The 16,028-nt window shown below is 74.1% G+C and carries 16 protein-coding genes and 1 pseudogene; 15 read left to right on the top strand and 2 right to left on the bottom strand.

Features of this window, described 5'->3' with window-relative positions; genetic code table 11:
- Positions 1–3 precede the first annotated feature (3 nt).
- Genes prcA through A6V29_RS04040 form a run of 4 tightly spaced genes read left to right on the top strand, consistent with a single transcriptional unit; the run spans position 4 to position 3,910 of the window.
- Positions 4–882: a proteasome subunit alpha gene (prcA, locus tag A6V29_RS04055; protein ID WP_137159104.1), complete on the top strand. Its 879-nt coding sequence runs from the start codon at positions 4–6 to the stop codon at positions 880–882.
- A gap of 59 nt (positions 883–941) precedes the next feature.
- Positions 942–2,300, top strand: a complete 1,359-nt coding sequence (pafA, locus tag A6V29_RS04050; protein WP_137159103.1) for a Pup--protein ligase — start codon at positions 942–944, stop codon at positions 2,298–2,300.
- Positions 2,301–2,339: 39 nt separating this feature from the next.
- Complete coding sequence (locus A6V29_RS04045) at positions 2,340–3,086, top strand: SDR family oxidoreductase (protein ID WP_137159102.1); 747 nt, start codon at positions 2,340–2,342, stop codon at positions 3,084–3,086.
- Positions 3,083–3,910 carry an aminoglycoside adenylyltransferase domain-containing protein gene (locus tag A6V29_RS04040; protein ID WP_137159101.1) on the top strand — a complete coding sequence of 276 codons (828 nt, stop codon included), beginning with the start codon at positions 3,083–3,085 and terminating at the stop codon, positions 3,908–3,910. Before A6V29_RS04045 ends, A6V29_RS04040 begins: the two co-directional genes overlap by 4 nt.
- Positions 3,911–3,917: 7 nt before the next feature.
- On the opposite strand, the gene A6V29_RS04035 is transcribed toward A6V29_RS04040, so the two are convergent.
- On the bottom strand, positions 3,918–5,030 hold the full coding sequence (locus A6V29_RS04035) for a DUF3866 family protein (protein ID WP_137159100.1): 1,113 nt from the start codon (positions 5,028–5,030) through the stop codon (positions 3,918–3,920).
- A 64-nt stretch (positions 5,031–5,094) separates the two neighbouring features.
- On the opposite strand from A6V29_RS04035, the gene A6V29_RS04030 reads away from it, so the two are divergent.
- From A6V29_RS04030 to A6V29_RS03995, 8 genes are all read left to right on the top strand, one after another.
- Positions 5,095–6,075, top strand: coding sequence for a helix-turn-helix transcriptional regulator (locus A6V29_RS04030; protein WP_137159099.1), 981 nt, complete (start codon positions 5,095–5,097; stop codon positions 6,073–6,075).
- Positions 6,072–7,064 carry a helix-turn-helix transcriptional regulator gene (locus A6V29_RS04025; RefSeq protein ID WP_170977678.1) on the top strand — a complete coding sequence of 331 codons (993 nt, stop codon included), beginning with the start codon at positions 6,072–6,074 and terminating at the stop codon, positions 7,062–7,064. The genes A6V29_RS04030 and A6V29_RS04025 overlap by 4 nt, the downstream gene beginning before the upstream one ends.
- Before the next feature lie 9 nt (positions 7,065–7,073).
- On the top strand, positions 7,074–7,271 hold the full coding sequence (locus A6V29_RS04020) for a hypothetical protein (protein ID WP_137159098.1): 198 nt from the start codon (positions 7,074–7,076) through the stop codon (positions 7,269–7,271).
- A 61-nt stretch (positions 7,272–7,332) separates the two neighbouring features.
- Positions 7,333–7,671, top strand: a complete 339-nt coding sequence (locus tag A6V29_RS04015) for a Sec-independent protein translocase subunit TatA (RefSeq protein WP_137159097.1) — start codon at positions 7,333–7,335, stop codon at positions 7,669–7,671.
- An 80-nt stretch (positions 7,672–7,751) separates the two neighbouring features.
- On the top strand, positions 7,752–8,603 hold the full coding sequence (tatC, locus tag A6V29_RS04010) for a twin-arginine translocase subunit TatC (protein ID WP_137159096.1): 852 nt from the start codon (positions 7,752–7,754) through the stop codon (positions 8,601–8,603).
- A 189-nt stretch (positions 8,604–8,792) separates the two neighbouring features.
- Positions 8,793–9,518 (top strand): diacylglycerol/lipid kinase family protein, encoded by a 726-nt coding sequence (locus tag A6V29_RS04005; RefSeq protein WP_249933002.1) that lies wholly within the window; start codon positions 8,793–8,795, stop codon positions 9,516–9,518.
- Between the two features lie 95 nt (positions 9,519–9,613).
- Positions 9,614–12,460: a DEAD/DEAH box helicase gene (locus A6V29_RS04000; protein ID WP_137159095.1), complete on the top strand. Its 2,847-nt coding sequence runs from the start codon at positions 9,614–9,616 to the stop codon at positions 12,458–12,460.
- Positions 12,461–12,497: 37 nt separating this feature from the next.
- On the top strand, positions 12,498–12,851 hold the full coding sequence (locus A6V29_RS03995; protein WP_170977677.1) for a DUF4333 domain-containing protein: 354 nt from the start codon (positions 12,498–12,500) through the stop codon (positions 12,849–12,851).
- A 29-nt stretch (positions 12,852–12,880) separates the two neighbouring features.
- Here A6V29_RS03995 and A6V29_RS03990 read toward each other — a convergent pair whose 3' ends face one another.
- Positions 12,881–13,798 (bottom strand): 5'-3' exonuclease, encoded by a 918-nt coding sequence (locus A6V29_RS03990; protein ID WP_137159129.1) that lies wholly within the window; start codon positions 13,796–13,798, stop codon positions 12,881–12,883.
- Between the two features lie 76 nt (positions 13,799–13,874).
- Here A6V29_RS03990 and A6V29_RS03985 point away from each other — a divergent pair, with 76 nt between their 5' ends.
- From A6V29_RS03985 to A6V29_RS03975, 3 genes and pseudogenes are all read left to right on the top strand, one after another.
- Positions 13,875–15,020, top strand: a complete 1,146-nt coding sequence (locus A6V29_RS03985) for a M24 family metallopeptidase (protein ID WP_249933001.1) — start codon at positions 13,875–13,877, stop codon at positions 15,018–15,020.
- Between the two features lie 34 nt (positions 15,021–15,054).
- Complete coding sequence (locus A6V29_RS03980) at positions 15,055–15,480, top strand: Lrp/AsnC family transcriptional regulator (protein WP_283956335.1); 426 nt, start codon at positions 15,055–15,057, stop codon at positions 15,478–15,480.
- A gap of 40 nt (positions 15,481–15,520) precedes the next feature.
- Positions 15,521–16,028: pseudogene (locus A6V29_RS03975) on the top strand (intein-containing Rv2578c family radical SAM protein); the annotation flags it as partial.

Below are 16,028 nucleotides of genomic sequence, written 5' to 3'. Positions count from 1 at the left end.
GCCATGACCCTGCCGTACTACGCCTCCGCCGAGCAGGTCATGCGCGACCGCTCGGAGTACGCCCGCAAGGGCATCTCCCGCGGCCGCAGCGTCGCCGTCCTCACCTACGCCGACGGCGTCCTCTTCATCGCCGAGAACCCGAGCTCGACCCTGCACAAGGTCGGCGAGATCTACGACCGGATCGGCTTCGCCGCCGTCGGGCGCTACAGCGAGTTCGAGAGCCTCCGGGTGGCCGGCGTGCGGCTGGCCGACGTCCGCGGCTACTCCTACAACCGCCGCGACGTCACCGGCCGGGTCATCGCCAACGCCTACGCGCAGACCCTCGGCGCCATCTTCACCGAGCAGATGAAGCCCTACGAGGTGGAGCTCTGCATCGCCGAGGTCGGCGACCGCCCCGAGACCGACCAGCTCTACCGGCTCACCTTCGACGGTTCGGTCGTCGACGAACCCGACTTCGTGGTCATGGGCGGGCAGGCCGACGCGGTCACCTCCCACCTGCGCGAGCACTTCCTGCCGGGCATGGGCCTGGCTGACGCCCTGCTGGTCGGGGTCCGGGCACTGTCCGCGGTCAGCCCGGCCACCGCCGGCGCCGGCAACGGCGGGCCCACGCAGCTCACCGCCGCCCAGCTGGAGGTCGCCGTCCTCGACCGGCGCCGCCCGAAGCGGGCCTTCCGCCGCATCACCGGCGCCGCGCTCCGGTCGCTGCTGGGCGACGAGCAGGCCCCCGACGCGGCGGAGGACCAGACGCCACCCACGGCGGCCCACGCCCCGTCCGTTCCCGAACCCGGCACCCCGGCCGGGTTGGGGGACCCGGCCAACCCGGACACCGCCGGCGGGGCGGAGTACGACACCGAGCACGCCGAGGACGGCGGCGAGGGCTGACGGCTCTCCACGTGCGCGTGGAACCGTCGCCGGTTGCTCCCGGCGCCTAGGCTCGGATCGTGGACCGACGGATCTTCGGCATCGAGACCGAGTACGGCGTCACGTGCACCTTCAAGGGGCAGCGGCGCCTGTCGCCGGACGAGGTCGCCCGCTACCTGTTCCGCCGCGTCGTGTCGTGGGGCCGCAGCTCCAACGTCTTCCTGCGCAACGGCTCGCGCCTGTACCTCGACGTCGGCAGCCACCCCGAGTACGCCACCGCCGAGTGCGACGACCTCACCGAGCTCGTCGTCCACGACAAGGCCGGCGAGCGCATCCTCGAGGGCCTGCTCGTGGACGCCGAGCAGCGCCTGGCCGAGGAGGGCGTCGTCGGCGACATCTACCTGTTCAAGAACAACACCGACTCCGCCGGCAACAGCTACGGCTGCCACGAGAACTACCTGGTCGGCCGGCACGGCGAGTTCAGCCGGCTCGCCGACGTGCTGATCCCGTTCCTCGTGAGCCGCCAGATCGTCGTGGGCGCCGGCAAGGTCCTGCAGACCCCGCGCGGCGCCATCTACTGCGTCAGCCAGCGCGCCGAGCACATCTGGGAAGGCGTCTCCTCGGCCACCACGCGGAGCCGGCCGATCATCAACACCCGCGACGAGCCGCACGCCGACGCCGAGCGCTACCGCCGTCTGCACGTCATCGTCGGCGACTCCAACATGAGCGAGACGACGACGCTGCTCAAGGTCACGATGACCGACCTCGTGCTGCAGATGATCGAAGCCGGCGTCCCCATCCGCGACATGACGCTGGAGAACCCGATCCGGGCGATCCGCGAGATCAGCCACGACATGACCGGACGGCGAAAGGTCCGCCTCGCCGGCGGCAAGGAGATGTCGGCGCTGGAGATCCAGTCCGAGTACCACGACCGCGCCCTGGAGTTCGCCGACCGCGAGGGCGTCTCCCCGGTGCACCGGCAGATGCTGGAGCTGTGGGGCCGGGTGCTCAAGGCCGTGGACAGCGAGGACCTCAGCCTCATCGACCGCGAGATCGACTGGGCGATCAAGTTCAGCCTGCTCCAGCGGTACCAGGCCAAGCGCGACCTGCCGCTGTCCTCCCCGCGGATCGCCCAGATGGACCTCGCCTACCACGACATCAGCCGCACCCGTGGCCTGTACTACCTGCTCGAACGCGCCGGTCAGGTCGAGCGCGTGGCGCACGAGCCGCGGATCTTCGAGGCGAAGAACGTGCCGCCACAGACGACCCGCGCCCGGTTGCGTGGCGAGTTCATCCGCAAGGCCCAGGAGAAGCGGCGCGACTTCACCGTCGACTGGGTGCACCTCAAGCTCAACGACCAGGCCCAGCGCACGGTGCTGTGCAAGGACCCGTTCAAGGCCGTCGACGACAGGGTCGACAAGCTCATCGCCAGCATGTGACAGAGGAAATGCGCTTGCCGCCCACGGCAGGGTGACCGTGTGACCCGCACCGTCCTCGTCACCGGAGTCAGCCGCCGTTCCGGCATCGGCTTCGCCGTCGCGACCCGGCTGGCCGCACGCGGCGACCGCGTCGCCGTCGGCTCCTGGTCCCCGCACGACGCCGAGCAGTCCTGGGGCGCCGACGACGCCGACGCCGTGCTGGACGAGCTCGGCCGGCCGCCGTCCTTCGAGGTCGACCTCGCCGACCCGGACGCACCCCGCGCGCTGATCGACAGCGCCCGCGACGCCCTCGGCCCGCTCACCACCCTCGTGGTCAACCACGCGCGCAGCTCCGCGGCGGGGCTGGCCGAGGTCACCGCCGCCGAGCTGGACCGCTCGTTCGCCGTCAACGCCCGGGCGGCGGTCCTGCTCACCCAGGCCTTCGCGGCGCAGTACGAGCCGGCAGCCGGTCCGGGCGCGGTCGTGCTGTTCACCTCCGGCCAGCACCGCGGCCCCATGCCGGGGGAGGTCGCCTACGCGCTGAGCAAGGGGGCGGTGCAGCAGATCACCGCGACCCTGGCCGACGAGCTGGCCGATCGCGACATCACGGTCAACTGCCTGAACCCCGGGCCCACCGACACCGGCTGGGCGACCCCTGAGCTGACGGAGCGGCTGACGCATGCCCTTCCTCGAGGACGCTGGGGCACCCCGGACGAGGCGGCCGCCGTCGTCGCCTGGCTCACCGGCCCCGACGCCCGATCGGTCACCGGCCAGACCATCGACGCCGAGGGCGGCTTCCGCCGATGACCCCGGGCGATCCGAGAGGCCCCGTCGAGCCGCACCCCACGCCGTTCCCCGAGCTCGACGCGCTCGTGGTCGAACTGGTCGAGCGCGCCCGCGACATCCTGGGCGACACCTTCGTCGGGGCCTACCTGCAGGGGTCGGCCGCCCTGGGCGATCTCGACCTGGACAGCGACTGCGACTTCCTCGTCCCCGTCCGCGGGCCGATCACGGCCGACCAGGAGGCCGCGCTGCGCCTGCTGCACGACGAGCTCCCGACCCGCTCCGGCCACTGGGCCACCGAGGTCGAGGGCTCCTATCCGGACGTGGACGAGCTGCGCAGCCTCACGAGCATCGGCCGGCCCTGGCTCTACGTCGACCGCGGGCACCGGGAGATGCAGTGGTCGACGCACTGCAACACCGAGGTCGTCCGCTGGATCCTCCGCGAGCGGGGCATCACGCTGGTCGGGCCCGAGGCCCGCAGCCTCGTCGACGAGGTGCCGGGCGACGTCCTGCGCGCTCGCATGCGCGCGGAGATCCCGCGGTTCCTCGACGAGCTCCGGACCTGGACGTCGTTCGACATCGCCTGGGCGCAGCGGTACGCCGTCGCCACCTACTGCCGGATGCTGCAGACCTTGGCCACCGGCGAGGTGACCTCCAAGCGCGCGGCGCTGCTGTGGGGGCGGGAGTCGCTGGACCCGCAGTGGGAGCCGCTGCTCACCCAGGTGCTCGAGGACCGGCCGCTGCAGTGGGACGCGCCACCCCGCCCGGGCAGCGTCGCCCGCACCCTGGAGTTCGCCCGCTACGCCGAGGGCCTGGCCGCCGAGCCGGTTCCGCGCCGGGAGGGGTGAGCACGGCTCACTCGGCTGCCTGCTCCTCGGCCACCGGCACCGCCAGCGCCGCGTAGCGGCCGGCCGCGGCGGCGGCCAGGAAGTAGGCGCGCTCCTCCTCGTAGCCCCGGCCCATCGTCCGCAGCGGGACGGGGGAGAGGCCCAGCGCGGCGTCCAGCCCGTCGGTGTCCACCCACACCACCGGGTTGCGCTCCGGCTGGCCGGCGAGGTCCTCGTCCACCTGCGCGCCGAGCTCCGAGCCCAGGCCGCGCGGGGCCACCAGCGTCACGCCGCCCAGCGCGACCCGGCCGAACGCCGTCAGCGAGTGGTGGGACACCCCCCGGTGACGCGGCCGCGGATCGGCGTCCGAGATGCGCAGCGCACCCACGGGCACCCCGCCCAGCACGCTCACCGCATTGCAGGCCTCTCCGGCGGCGACGCCGGAGAAACCCCACGGCGTACCGGTGCCCAGGTTCCCGGGGCCCTGCGTGACGATCGCGAGATCGGCGCCCAGCACGTGCCTGGCGGCCAGCAGCCCGGTGTGCACGGTGACCGCCTCGAGGTCCCCGCCGAAGGCCTGGCCCACCGTGATCACGCCGGCCAGGGACCGCTTCAGCGTGTCGATCGTGCGGGAGAACCCGGCGGCCAGCGCGCCGCCGTCGGTCATGAGGTAGGCGACCTTCAGATCGGGGTCGGTGGCCAGCGCCCCGATGAGGACGGCGGGCAGCGCGGAGTGCAGGTCGGCCACGACCACCGGCATGCCCTCCAGCGAGTCGGCCTCCGCGAGGGTGGCGTGGTGCTCGGTGTCCTGCTCGTCCACGCCCTGCACGCTGACCTGCAGCGGCGTGTAGCGGGCCTTGACCAGGTGCCCCGGGCCGGCCGGGTCGTCGGGCAACCGGTCGGGGACGGCGACCACGAGCGCGTAGCCGCCGGTGCCGAGGTTCTGCGCCCAGGCCGTGGTGTTGAGCAGCACGGTGTCGCCCACCTGCGGGACCCCGACCAGGGAGGGGTAGGCCAGCGACCGCACGTCGCCGTCGTCGGGCACCGCCACCGTGAGCTCCAGCGCGTCGCGCCAGGCGCGACCCACCGCCGTCACCTCCCCGCGCCGCCAGCGGATCCGGGACGGGGGCGCAGAGCTCATACGCGCAGGCTAGCCAGCGTCCCGGGCGGGGGCCGGTCGGCCGCGCACCGATAGCCTGGACCGCATGGCGGCCAAGCGGGCGGAGCGACTGGTGAACCTGGTCATCGCGCTGCTGAGCACCCGGCAGTACGTGACCGCCGCCCGGATCCGCTCGACGGTTCCCGGCTACGAGGCCGACGACGGGACCGACCGCGCCGACGAGGCCTTCAAGCGGATGTTCGAGCGCGACAAGGCCGAGCTCCGCGAGATGGGCGTGCCGCTGGAGACCGGCCGCACCAGCGTGTTCGACACCGAGGACGGCTACCGCATCGCGCGGGCCGACTACGAGCTGCCCGAGATCCAGCTCAGCGGGGAGGAGGCGGCCGCCGTCGGCCTCGCCCTGCGGCTGTGGGAGTCCGCGCAGCTCGCCGGCCCCGCGCACAGCGCCCTGGTGAAGCTCAAGGCCGCCGGCGTCGCCGTCGACTCCTCGCGCGGCATCCCGCTGCAGCCCCGCCTCGACGCCGGGGAGCCGGCCTTCGACCCCTGCTACGCCGCGGCCCGCGACCGCCGGGTGGTCGAGTTCGACTACCAGCGCCCCGACGAGGACGCGCCCACCCGCCGGCACGTCCAGGCCTGGGGCGTCGTGGCCTGGCACGGCCGCTGGTACCTCGGCGGCCTGGACCTCGACCGGCAGCAGCCCCGCGTCTTCCGGCTGTCCCGGGTGGTGGGCACGCCCGAGGTCACCGGCCCGGCCGGGGCGTTCGAACCACCGGCCGACCTCGATCTGGCCGCGATGGTGGCCGGTCAGTTCGGGCGCCAGGAGCACGTCGTCGTCGTCCGTGCCCGCCCCGGCACCGCCATCGGGCTGCGCCGCTGGGCCACCTCCCTCGGGCCGACGGAGGACGGGCAGGAGGACCGGCTGGAGCTGCGCACGACCGAGCCCTGGGCGCTGGCCGACCGGCTGGCCAGCCACGGGGCCGACGTCGTGGTCGAGGCGCCGGCAGAGGTCCGCGACGCCGTCGTAGACCGGCTGACCCGGCTGGCCGCGATGGGGGAGAGCGCGTGACGTCCGCCGGCACCACCGACCGGATGACCCGCCTGCTGGCGCTCGTCCCGTACCTGACCGCCCGCCCCGAGGGCGTCGAGATGGCCGAGGCGGCCCGCGACTTCGGCGTGCCGGAACGCCAGCTGCGCAAGGACCTCGAGCTGCTGTGGGTGTGCGGGCTGCCCGGGCACGGGCCCGGCGACCTCATCGACCTCTCCTTCGAGGGGGACCGCGTCCGGGTCACCTTCACCGCCGGCATGGTGCGGCCGCTGCGGCTCACCACCGACGAGGCGGTCGCCCTGGTCGTCGCGCTGAAGACCCTGCTGGAGCTGCCCGGCCTGGTGGAGCGCGAGGCGGTCAGCACCGCGCTGGCCAAGGTGTCGGCCGCCGCCGGGCACGCCGCCGAGGTGACGCCGGTGGCGGTCAGCGTCGACGCCCACGAGGAGACGCTGGCGATCGTGCGCGACGCCCTGCAGCGCGGGCGGGCGCTGCACCTGCACTACTACGTGCCCACGCGGGACGAGCGGACCGAGCGCACCGTCGACCCCATGCAGCTGCTCCTGGTCGACGGCCGCTGGTACCTGGAGGCGTGGTGCCGCCGGGTCGAGGGCGTCCGGCTGTTCCGCCTCGACCGCGTCGACGACGTCGCGGTGCTCGACGAGGCCGCCGCCCCGCCGCCGCAGGCGCACAGCCGCGACGTCGAGAACGGGATCTACCAGCCCGAGCCGGGCTCGCCCGCCGTCCGGCTGCGGCTGGACCGCAGCGCACGCTGGGTGGCCGACTACTACCCGGTGGACTCGGCCACGCCGGTCGACGACCCGCCCGGCGGCCTGGCGGTGACCCTGCGCACGGCCGACCTCGCCTGGGCGCGCCGGCTGGTGGCCTCGCTCGGCGGCAGCGCCACCGTCGACGAGCCGGCCGAGCTGGCGGCGCAGATCGCCTCGGACGCGCGGGCCGCGCTCGCCCGCTACGGCATCGACACCGGGCCCGGCGCCGAGGGCAGCGGCTAGGGTCGGGCCGTGCTCGTGCTGGTGGTGTCGCTCGTCGTCGTGGTGCTCGCCCTCGTCGTGCTGGGCGTGCTGGCCTACGGCGTCCTCGGTGCCCGGGCGCGGCTCGCCCGCGAGGTGGCCGCCTTCGACCGCGACGTCCGCCCGGTGCTCGAGGAGTTCCAGCGCACCGCCGCCCGCGCGCAGGACAGGACCGCCTCCGACGGCTGAGGTCCCGGCCGAGCGCGCCCGCGGGCGTAGCATCACCGGAGAATCGACTTCTGGAGGACCAGTGAATCTCGGCGCGATGGAGATCGGCCTGATCATCCTGGCCGTCCTGCTGCTGTTCGGCTACAAGAAGCTGCCTGAGGCATCCCGCTCGCTCGGGCGCTCGCTGCGCATCTTCAAGGGCGAGATGAAGGGCATGAAGGACGACGGCGCTCCGGAGGGGGTGCGGACCAAGGACCCGGCGCAGGCTACCCCGGTCCGCGGTGAGATCGTCGCCCCCGAGACGCCCGCCGCGAACGGCGAGGCCGCCCGGCTGGCGGAGGAGGCACGGCTCGCCGAGCTCCGCGCCACGGAGCTGCGGGCGCGCGCCGAGCAGGCCCGCGCGGCCGACGGCCCCCGCTGACCCCAGCACAGGACCGGACGACGGTGAGCGAGGCGGCGCCGCGGCGCAGGCGCCGCAGACCGCGCGATCCCGAGGCGACCATGAGCCTGGTCGCGCACCTCACCGAGCTGCGCAACCGGGTCGCGAAGTCGCTGCTGGCGATCCTGCTCGCCACCGCCTTCGCCTTCTGGTGGTACGAGCACGGCCTCGGTGACTTCATCCGGGCCCCGTACTGCGGCCTGGATCCAGACCTGCGCTTCGGTGACGGCGGCGACGACTGCGGGCTGCTGATCACCGACGTGTTCGGTGGGGTGTTCATCCGCCTCAAGGTCAGCTTCCTGGCCGGCGTGGTCCTCGCCGCGCCGGTGTGGCTGTACCAGCTCTGGGCGTTCATCACCCCAGGCCTGCGGCGCAACGAGAAGCGCTACGGGATCGGCTTCGTCGCCGTCTCCACCGTGCTGTTCGCCGCTGGTGCGGTGCTGGCCTACGTGGCGCTGGACAACGGCCTGGAGCTGCTGCTGTCGCTGGCCGGCGAGGGCACGATCGTCGCGCTCACCGCGCCGGACTACATCGGCTTCGTGCTCTCGCTGCTGGTCGCCTTCGGGGTCAGCTTCGAGGTCCCGCTGATGGCGGTGGCGCTCAACCTGGCCGGCGTCCTCAGCTACGACGTCCTCAAGCACAGCCGCCGCTGGATCTTCTTCCTGACCATCGTGTTCGCCGCGTTCGTCACCCCGACGCAGGACCCGTTCACCATGCTGTTCATGGCCGGGCCGATGATCCTGCTGTTCGAGGTGGCCATCCAGATCGCCCGCTTCGTCGACCGGCGCCGCGCCCGCCGGGCCGGTGTGGAGCACTTCCACGACCTGGACGACGACGAGGCCTCGCCGCTGGACGCCCGCCCGTCCCGGCTCGACGAGCCGCAGGGGTCCTCCACTGCGTCCACCCGCGGCTGACCGGCGCCCGCCGATGGACGTCGCCGTGCTGGTCAGCCCTGCCGCGGGCCGTGGCCGGGCCCGCGGCCTCACCGAGGCAGTGCTGGCGGAGCTGACCGCCGCCGGCCTGCGCCCGCGGGTGCTGGACGCCGCGACGGGCGCCGAGGCCGAGCAGCGCACGGCGGAGGCGGTCGCCGACGGGCAGCCGGCGTGGTCGCCGTCGGCGGTGACGGCACCGCGCACGTCGCCCTGCAGGCGATCGCCGGTACCGGCACGCCGCTGGGCGTGGTCCCCGCCGGCACCGGCAACGACCTGGCGCTCGCGCTGGGCATCCCGGCCGATCCGGTCGCGGCCGCCCGTGCGCTCGCCACCGATCTGCGGGAAGGGCGCAGCCGCTCGGTCGACGCCGGCCGCGTGGGAGAGCGGTGGTGGGCGACCGTGCTGTGCTGCGGCTTCGACTCCGCCGTCACCGACCGCGCCAACCGGCTGCGCTGGCCGCGCGGGCGCCGCCGGTACGACGTGGCGGTCGCGCTGGAGCTGGCCCGGCTGCGGCCCTACGAGATGACCCTGCGACTCGACGACGGCGAGGTGCGCACGGTGCCGGCCACGATGATCGCCGTCGGCAACACCTCCTGGTACGGCGGCGGCCTGCAGATCTGCCCCGGCGCCGACCCCGCCGACGGGCTGTTCGACCTCACCGTGGTCGGGCCGACCACCCGCCGGGAGCTGGTCCGGACCCGGCCGCGGCTGGCCGACGGTTCGCACGTCGACCACCCGTCGGTCTCGGTGTACCGGGCGTCACGGGTGGAGCTGAGCAGCCCCGGCGTCACCGCCTACGCCGACGGGGAACCGGTCGCCGCGCTGCCGATCGTGGCCGAGTGCGTGCCCGGCGCGCTGACCGTCGCCGGCGCCGCCCGTGTTGATCAGCCTTCCTGATCAACCGGTGTCCTCCCTCGCCGTCGACCGCGAGGGAGGACCCGGTTCGATCAGGTCAGCTGATCATCACGGCCGGAAGCGCTTAACGTGGGGGCATGTCCAGCCCCGCTGAGCGGTACGCCGCTGCCCGGCGCCGGACGGCCCACCCGGCGCTGACCGACTTCACGGCCGGACTCGGCTTCTCCCTCGACCCGTTCCAGGTCGAGGCGTGCGAGGCGCTCGACGAGGGATCCGGCGTGCTGGTCTGCGCCCCCACCGGCGCCGGCAAGACCGTCGTGGGGGAGTTCGCCGTGCACAAGGCGCTCGCCGAGGGGCGCAAGGCCTTCTACACCACGCCGATCAAGGCGCTGTCGAACCAGAAGTACAACGACCTCGTCGAGCGCTACGGCGAGCAGCGGGTCGGCCTGCTCACCGGGGACAACGCGGTCAACGGCGACGCGCCCGTGGTGGTCATGACCACCGAGGTGCTGCGCAACATGCTCTACGCGGAGTCCCCGGCGCTGGCCGGCCTCGGCTACGTGGTCATGGACGAGGTGCACTATCTGGCCGACAGATTCCGCGGCGCCGTCTGGGAGGAGGTGATCATCCACCTCCCGCCGTCGGTCACCCTCGTCTCGCTGTCGGCGACGGTGAGCAACGCCGAGGAGTTCGCCGACTGGCTGGTCACCGTGCGCGGGGACACGAAGGTCGTCGTGAGCGAGGTGCGGCCCATCCCGCTGTGGCAGCACATGCTCGTGGGCAACCGGGTCTTCGACTTGTTCTCGCTCCGTCCCGCCGCGCACTCCGACGCGCAGGGCGACGCGCCCCGCACGCTCACCACCCGGGAGCGCGGCGCCTCGGTGGTCGACCCCGAGCTGGTCCGCTACGTCCGCGAGTACGAGCGGCGGATCGAGGGCTGGGGCGGCGACCGCCGGCGCGACTCCCACCGCCCGCGCTGGCGGCCCCCGGCGCGCCCCGACGTCGTCGAGCGGCTGGACCGGGCCGGGCTGCTGCCGGCGATCACCTTCGTCTTCAGCCGCAACGGCTGCGACGCCGCCGTCCACCAGTGCCTGGCCAGCGGGCTGCGGCTCACCACCGAGGAGGAGCGCGCGGAGATCGCCGAGATCGTCGACCGGCGGACCGGCTCGCTGCCGGAGGAGGACCTGCACGTCCTCGGCTTCTGGGAGTGGCGCGAGGGGCTGCTCGCCGGCATCGCCGCGCACCACGCCGGGCTGGTACCCGCGTTCAAGGAGACCGTCGAGGAGTGCTTCGTCCGCGGCCTGGTCAAGGCCGTGTTCGCCACCGAGACGCTGGCGCTGGGCATCAACATGCCGGCGCGGACCGTCGTCCTGGAGCGGCTGGTCAAGTGGAACGGCGAGGCACACGTCGACGTCACCGCCGGGGAGTACACCCAGCTCACCGGCCGAGCCGGGCGGCGCGGGATCGACGTCGAGGGGCACGCCGTCGTCGTCTGGGCGCCCGGCATGGATCCGAGCGTGGTCGCGGGGCTCGCGAGCACCCGGACCTATCCGCTGCGGTCGAGCTTCCGGCCGAGCTACAACATGGCGGTCAACCTGGTGAGCTCGTTCGGCCGGGCACGCGCCGGCGAGCTGCTCGCGTCCTCCTTCGCGCAGTTCCAGGCCGACCGCTCGGTCGTCGGACTCGCCCGGGCGGCGGCCCGGCACGAGCGGGAGGCCGAGCGGGCCGCCGCCGAGATGCACTCCGGCCACGACCGGAAGCAGGGCGACGTGGGGGAGTACGCCCGGATCCGGCGGGAGATCTCCGACCGCGAGAAGGAGCTCTCCCGCGACTCGCAGGCCAAGCGCCGGATGGAGGCGGCCGAGGCGCTGGCCGCGCTGCGCCCCGGAGACGTCATCCGGGTGCCGTCCGGACGGCGGCAGGGCCTCGCGGTGGTGCTGGACCCAGGCATCACCGACCTCGCCGACCCCCGGCCGCTGGTGCTCACCGAGGACAAATGGGCCGGCCGCCTGGCCTCGGTCGACTTCCCGACGCCGGTCACCTCGCTGGCCCGGGTGCGCGTGCCGAAGAACTTCAACCACCGCAGCCCGCACGCCCGCCGCGACCTCGCCTCCACCCTGCGCAACGCCCGCGTGGAGCACGACCTGGGCGCCCGCATGGTCCGCAAGAGCCGCTCGGCGGCCGCGGACGACCCGGTCCTGGCCGACCTGCGGGCCGCGCTCCGCCGCCATCCGGTGCACGCGCTGCCCGACCGCGAGGAGCGGGTGCGGGTGGCCGAGCGCTGGCTGCGCTCGGTGCGGGAGGCCGAGTCGCTGCACCGCACGATGGCCGAGCGCACCGGCTCGCTGACCCGGCAGTTCGACGCCATCTGCGACGTGCTCGAGGAGCTGGGCTACCTGGTGCCGGCGGCCACGCCGTTGGTCGCCGCCGACACCGCGGTCATGGGCGCCGCCGACGACCTGCCGCTGGTCACCGACGACGGCCGGCGGCTGGCGCGCATCTGGTCGGAGGCCGACCTGCTGGTCGCCGAGTGCCTGCGGGCTGGCGCGTGGAAGGACCTGGGCCCCGCCGAGCTCGCCGCCGCCGCCTCGACGCTGGTCTACGAGTCGCGGCGCGACCTGCCCTCGCTGCCCGCCATCCCCTCCGGCACGGTGGCCGCCGCGGTGGGGGAGATGCGCCGGATCCGCGAGCGGCTGGGCGACGTCGAGGCCGACCACGGGGTACGGGTCACCCGCGACCTCGACCTCGGCTTCGCGTGGGCCGCCTACCGCTGGGCCGACGGGCAGAGCCTCGACCGCGTCCTCGCCGGCGCCGAGCAGGCCGGAACCGAGCTCTCCGGCGGCGACTTCGTGCGCTGGATGCGCCAGCTCATCGACCTGCTGGACCAGCTGGCCAAGGTGGCCGACGACCCGGTCGCGTCGAGGGCGCGGGCCGCGGTGGCCCGGGTCCGGCGCGGGGTCGTGGCCGTCGCGGTGGGAGGCTGAGATGACAGGTACGCCGGTGGACGGGGAGGGTCCGGCGATGGGCGAACCCGAGCAGCCGGTCGTCGCGGCGGTCCCGCCGAGGAAGCGGCGCCATCTCCGCCCGCTGTACGGCTGGCTGGTGGTCGCCGCCGTCGTCGCCGCGCTGGCGGTGGCCCGGTGGGCCGGCCTGGGTCCGACGTTCCTGGACACCGCCCGCGTGGAGAGCGACATCGCCGAGCAGTTCGAGGCGCGCTACGACGTCGGGGTCGAGGTCGACTGCCCGCGGCGCATGGGCGTCGCCGAGGGCCGGGAGCACGAGTGCGAGGCGGTCACCGCCGACGACGAGGAGCTCACGATCGTCCTCACGATCACCGACGAGGACGAGGTCGTCTACACGTGGGAGATCGAGTGACCCGCGGCTGAGGAGGGCCGCGGCGATCCTCAGCCGAGGACGTCGGGCGCCCAGCCCAGCGCGGCGCCGAGCCGGCCCAGGGACGACTGCAGCCCGTGCCGCTCCGCCAGCTCGGCCAGGGCGGCGACGTCGGCCGGCGAGCGGGGGAGGGTGCCCTCCACCGCGGGCAGGTCGATGTCCGTGGCGACGGCGACGACGACCGGCGCGCGGTCGAGGTAGTCCGACGCCGCATTCAGATTCTTCAGCACCGCCGCGGTCAGCGGCGGCTTCGGGACGACGGTCCGCGCGACCGCCGCCCGGATCCCCGCCAGGTCACCGAACTCGGTGATCAACGCGGCCGCCGTCTTCGCGCCCACGCCGGCCACCCCGGGCAGCCCGTCGCTGGGGTCGCCTCGCAGCACCGCGAAGTCGGCGTACGCCCGGCCCGGGATGCCGTACTTCGCGGTGACCGCGGCCTCGTCCACGAGCTCGAGATCGGCGATGCCGCGGGCGGTGTACAGGACGCGGATGCTCCGTTCGTCGTCCACCAGCTGGAACAGGTCGCGGTCGCCGGTGACGACGTCGACGGGCCGGCGGGCGCGGGTGGCGAGGGTCCCGATCACGTCGTCGGCCTCGTAGCCGGGTGCCCCGACCCGTGCGATGCCGGCCGCGGCCAGCACGTCGACGAGCACGGGGACCTGCGGGCCGAGCTCGTCGGGGGTCTCCTCGCCGCCGTCCGGGGCCAGCCGGTGCTCCTTGTAGGAGGGCAGCGCCTCGACCCGGAACGCCGGCCGCCAGTCGTCGTCCCAGCAGGCCACGAGCCGGTCCGGGCCGTGGGTCGTGACCAGCCGGGCGGTCATGTCGAGGAAGCCGCGCACGGCGTTGATCGGCCGGCCGTCGGGGCTCGTGACGCTGGTGGGCACGCCGTAGAAGGCGCGGAAGTACAGCGACGCGGCGTCCAGCAGCATGGTGGTCACGGGCCCGGACGCTAGCGGTCGGACGACGCGCGCGGGCAGGGGCGGCGGCGCTGGCTAGTCTGCCGGCGTGGGAACTCCGCCGGCAGCAGGCCCGCTCGTGACCGTGGACAGGGTGCACGCCGCCCGGTCGCTCGCCGCGGAGGCGGGCGCCGATCTGCTGGTGCTCACGCCGGGATCGGACCTGCGCTACCTCACCGGCTACCACGCCCACGCCATGGAACGGCTGACGGCGCTGGCCGTCCCGCGACGCGGCGAGGCGTTCCTCGTCGTGCCGCGGCTGGAGGCGCCCATGGTCGAGGTCAGCCCGGCCGGGGCGCTCGGCCTCGACGTCCTGGCCTGGGACGAGACCGAGGACCCCTTCGCCCTGCTGGCGGACGCGGCCGTCGCGCGGCTCGGCGCGACCCCGGCCCGGGTCGCAGTGGGCGCGCGCACGTGGGCCGAGCACGCGCTGGGCGTCCAGCGGGCGCTGCCGGGCGCGGCCCTGGAGCTCGCGGCACCGGTGCTCGACCGGCTGCGGATGGTCAAGACGCCGGCCGAGATGGAGGAGCTGGCGCTGGCCGGCGCGGCGATCGACCGGGTGCACGCCCGGATGGCGGAGTTCCTCACCGTGGGCCGGACCGAGGCTGCGGTGGGCGCCGACATCGCCGCCGCCATCCTCGAGGAGGGCCACGTCGGCGTGGACTTCACGATCGTCGGCTCCGGCCCGAACGGCGCCAGCCCGCACCACGAGCTCTCCGACCGGACCGTGCAGGCCGGCGACGTCGTCGTCGTCGACATCGGCGGGGAGACCGCGACCGGCTACCGGTCGGACTGCACCCGCACCTACGTCGTCGGCGGCAGCGCGCCGTCCGACGTCGCCGAGTGGTACGGCGTCCTGCACGCCGCCCAGCAGGCCGCGGTCGCGATCGTCCGCCCCGGGGTGACCGCCGAGCAGGTGGACGCGACCGCGCGCCAGATCATCGCCGACGCGGGGTGGGGCGAGCACTTCATCCACCGCACCGGGCACGGCATCGGGCTGGACTCCCACGAGGCGCCCTACATCGTCGAGGGCAACGACCTGGCGCTCGAGCCCGGAATGGCGTTCTCGGTCGAGCCGGGCATCTACCTGGCCGGCCGCTGCGGCGCCCGCATCGAGGACATCGTCGTCTGCACCGACGACGGCGTCCGCTCGCTGAACGTCGGTCCCCGTGAGCTCGTCGAGCTCCCGGGCTGAGCCGGGCGGTGGGGCCACGTCGCCCGCTCCGGACGTGGACCGCGCGCTGCTGGCCGCCCTCGCGCGGGACGGGCGGGCCAGCTACACGGAGCTGGCCGAGAGGGTGGGCCTGTCGGTGTCGGCGGTGCACCAGCGGGTGCGGCGGCTCGAGCAGCGCGGGTTCATCACCGGCTACCGGGCGGAGCTGGACCCCAAGCTCCTCGGCCTGCCGCTGACCGCCTTCGTCTCGATCTCACCGATCGGGGTCCAGACCGAGGACGCGCCAGCCCTGCTCGCCCACCTGTCGGCCATCGAGGAGTGCCACTCGGTTGCGGGGCAGGAGAGCTACATCCTCAAGGTCCGCGTCGCCTCGCCGGACGCGCTCGAGGCGCTGCTCCGCGAGATCCGGAGCACGGCGAACGTCTCGACACGGACGACGGTGGTCCTGTCCACCTGCTACGAGGACCGCCCGCCGCTCTGACCGACTGGACAACCGCTCGAACGCGTGTTCGAATCAGGTCATGCGGTGGGACGCGCAGCGACTCGATCTCGACGAGCCCGGAGCGCTGCCCGGGATGCCCAGCATCCGTGGGCTGCTGCGCAGCGTGCAGGTACCGGAGTTCCCGGGGCTGACCTTCCACGAGGTCCGGGCGCGGTCCGCGCTCAACCGCGTGCCGGGCGAGTCCGCGATGCCGTTCCCGTGGACGATCAATCCTTACAGGGGCTGTAGTCATTCGTGCGTCTACTGCCTCTGGAGCGACACGTCGATCTTGTTGGCCGACGGACGCCAGAAGCGGATCGCCGATCTCCGAGTCGGGGATCGCATCATCGGCACGGAGCGACGCGGCACCTACAGGCACTACGTCGAGACAGAGGTGCTGGCTCACTGGTCGACGGTCAAGCCCGCGTATCGCGTGATCCTCGCTGACGGCACCGAACTCGTAGCCAGCGGCGACCACCGCTTTCTCACCGGGCGAGGCTGGAAGCACGTGACCGGCTCGATGGGCGGGGGCCGTGCCCCGTGGGGTG

This window comes from Blastococcus sp. CCUG 61487 (genome assembly GCF_005222955.1).
In the GTDB taxonomy this organism is placed as follows: domain Bacteria; phylum Actinomycetota; class Actinomycetes; order Mycobacteriales; family Geodermatophilaceae; genus Blastococcus.
The sequence above is the reverse complement of the archived record's forward strand: the minus strand, read 5'-3'. Positions and strand labels throughout refer to the sequence as shown.

Bases quoted from the DNA above. Each gene is read 5' to 3' on its own strand.
- prcA (WP_137159104.1), top strand. From the start codon at position 4: ATGACCCTGCCGTACTACGCCTCCGCCGAGCAGGTCATGCGCGACCGC.
- A6V29_RS03990 (WP_137159129.1), bottom strand. From the start codon at position 13,798: ATGCTGCTGGACGCCGCGTCGCTGTACTTCCGCGCCTTCTACGGCGTG.
- A6V29_RS04030 (WP_137159099.1), top strand. From the start codon at position 5,095: ATGGCGGCCAAGCGGGCGGAGCGACTGGTGAACCTGGTCATCGCGCTG.
- A6V29_RS03995 (WP_170977677.1), top strand. From the start codon at position 12,498: ATGGGCGAACCCGAGCAGCCGGTCGTCGCGGCGGTCCCGCCGAGGAAG.
- A6V29_RS04035 (WP_137159100.1), bottom strand. From the start codon at position 5,030: ATGAGCTCTGCGCCCCCGTCCCGGATCCGCTGGCGGCGCGGGGAGGTG.
- tatC (WP_137159096.1), top strand. From the start codon at position 7,752: ATGAGCCTGGTCGCGCACCTCACCGAGCTGCGCAACCGGGTCGCGAAG.
- A6V29_RS04000 (WP_137159095.1), top strand. From the start codon at position 9,614: ATGTCCAGCCCCGCTGAGCGGTACGCCGCTGCCCGGCGCCGGACGGCC.
- A6V29_RS04040 (WP_137159101.1), top strand. From the start codon at position 3,083: ATGACCCCGGGCGATCCGAGAGGCCCCGTCGAGCCGCACCCCACGCCG.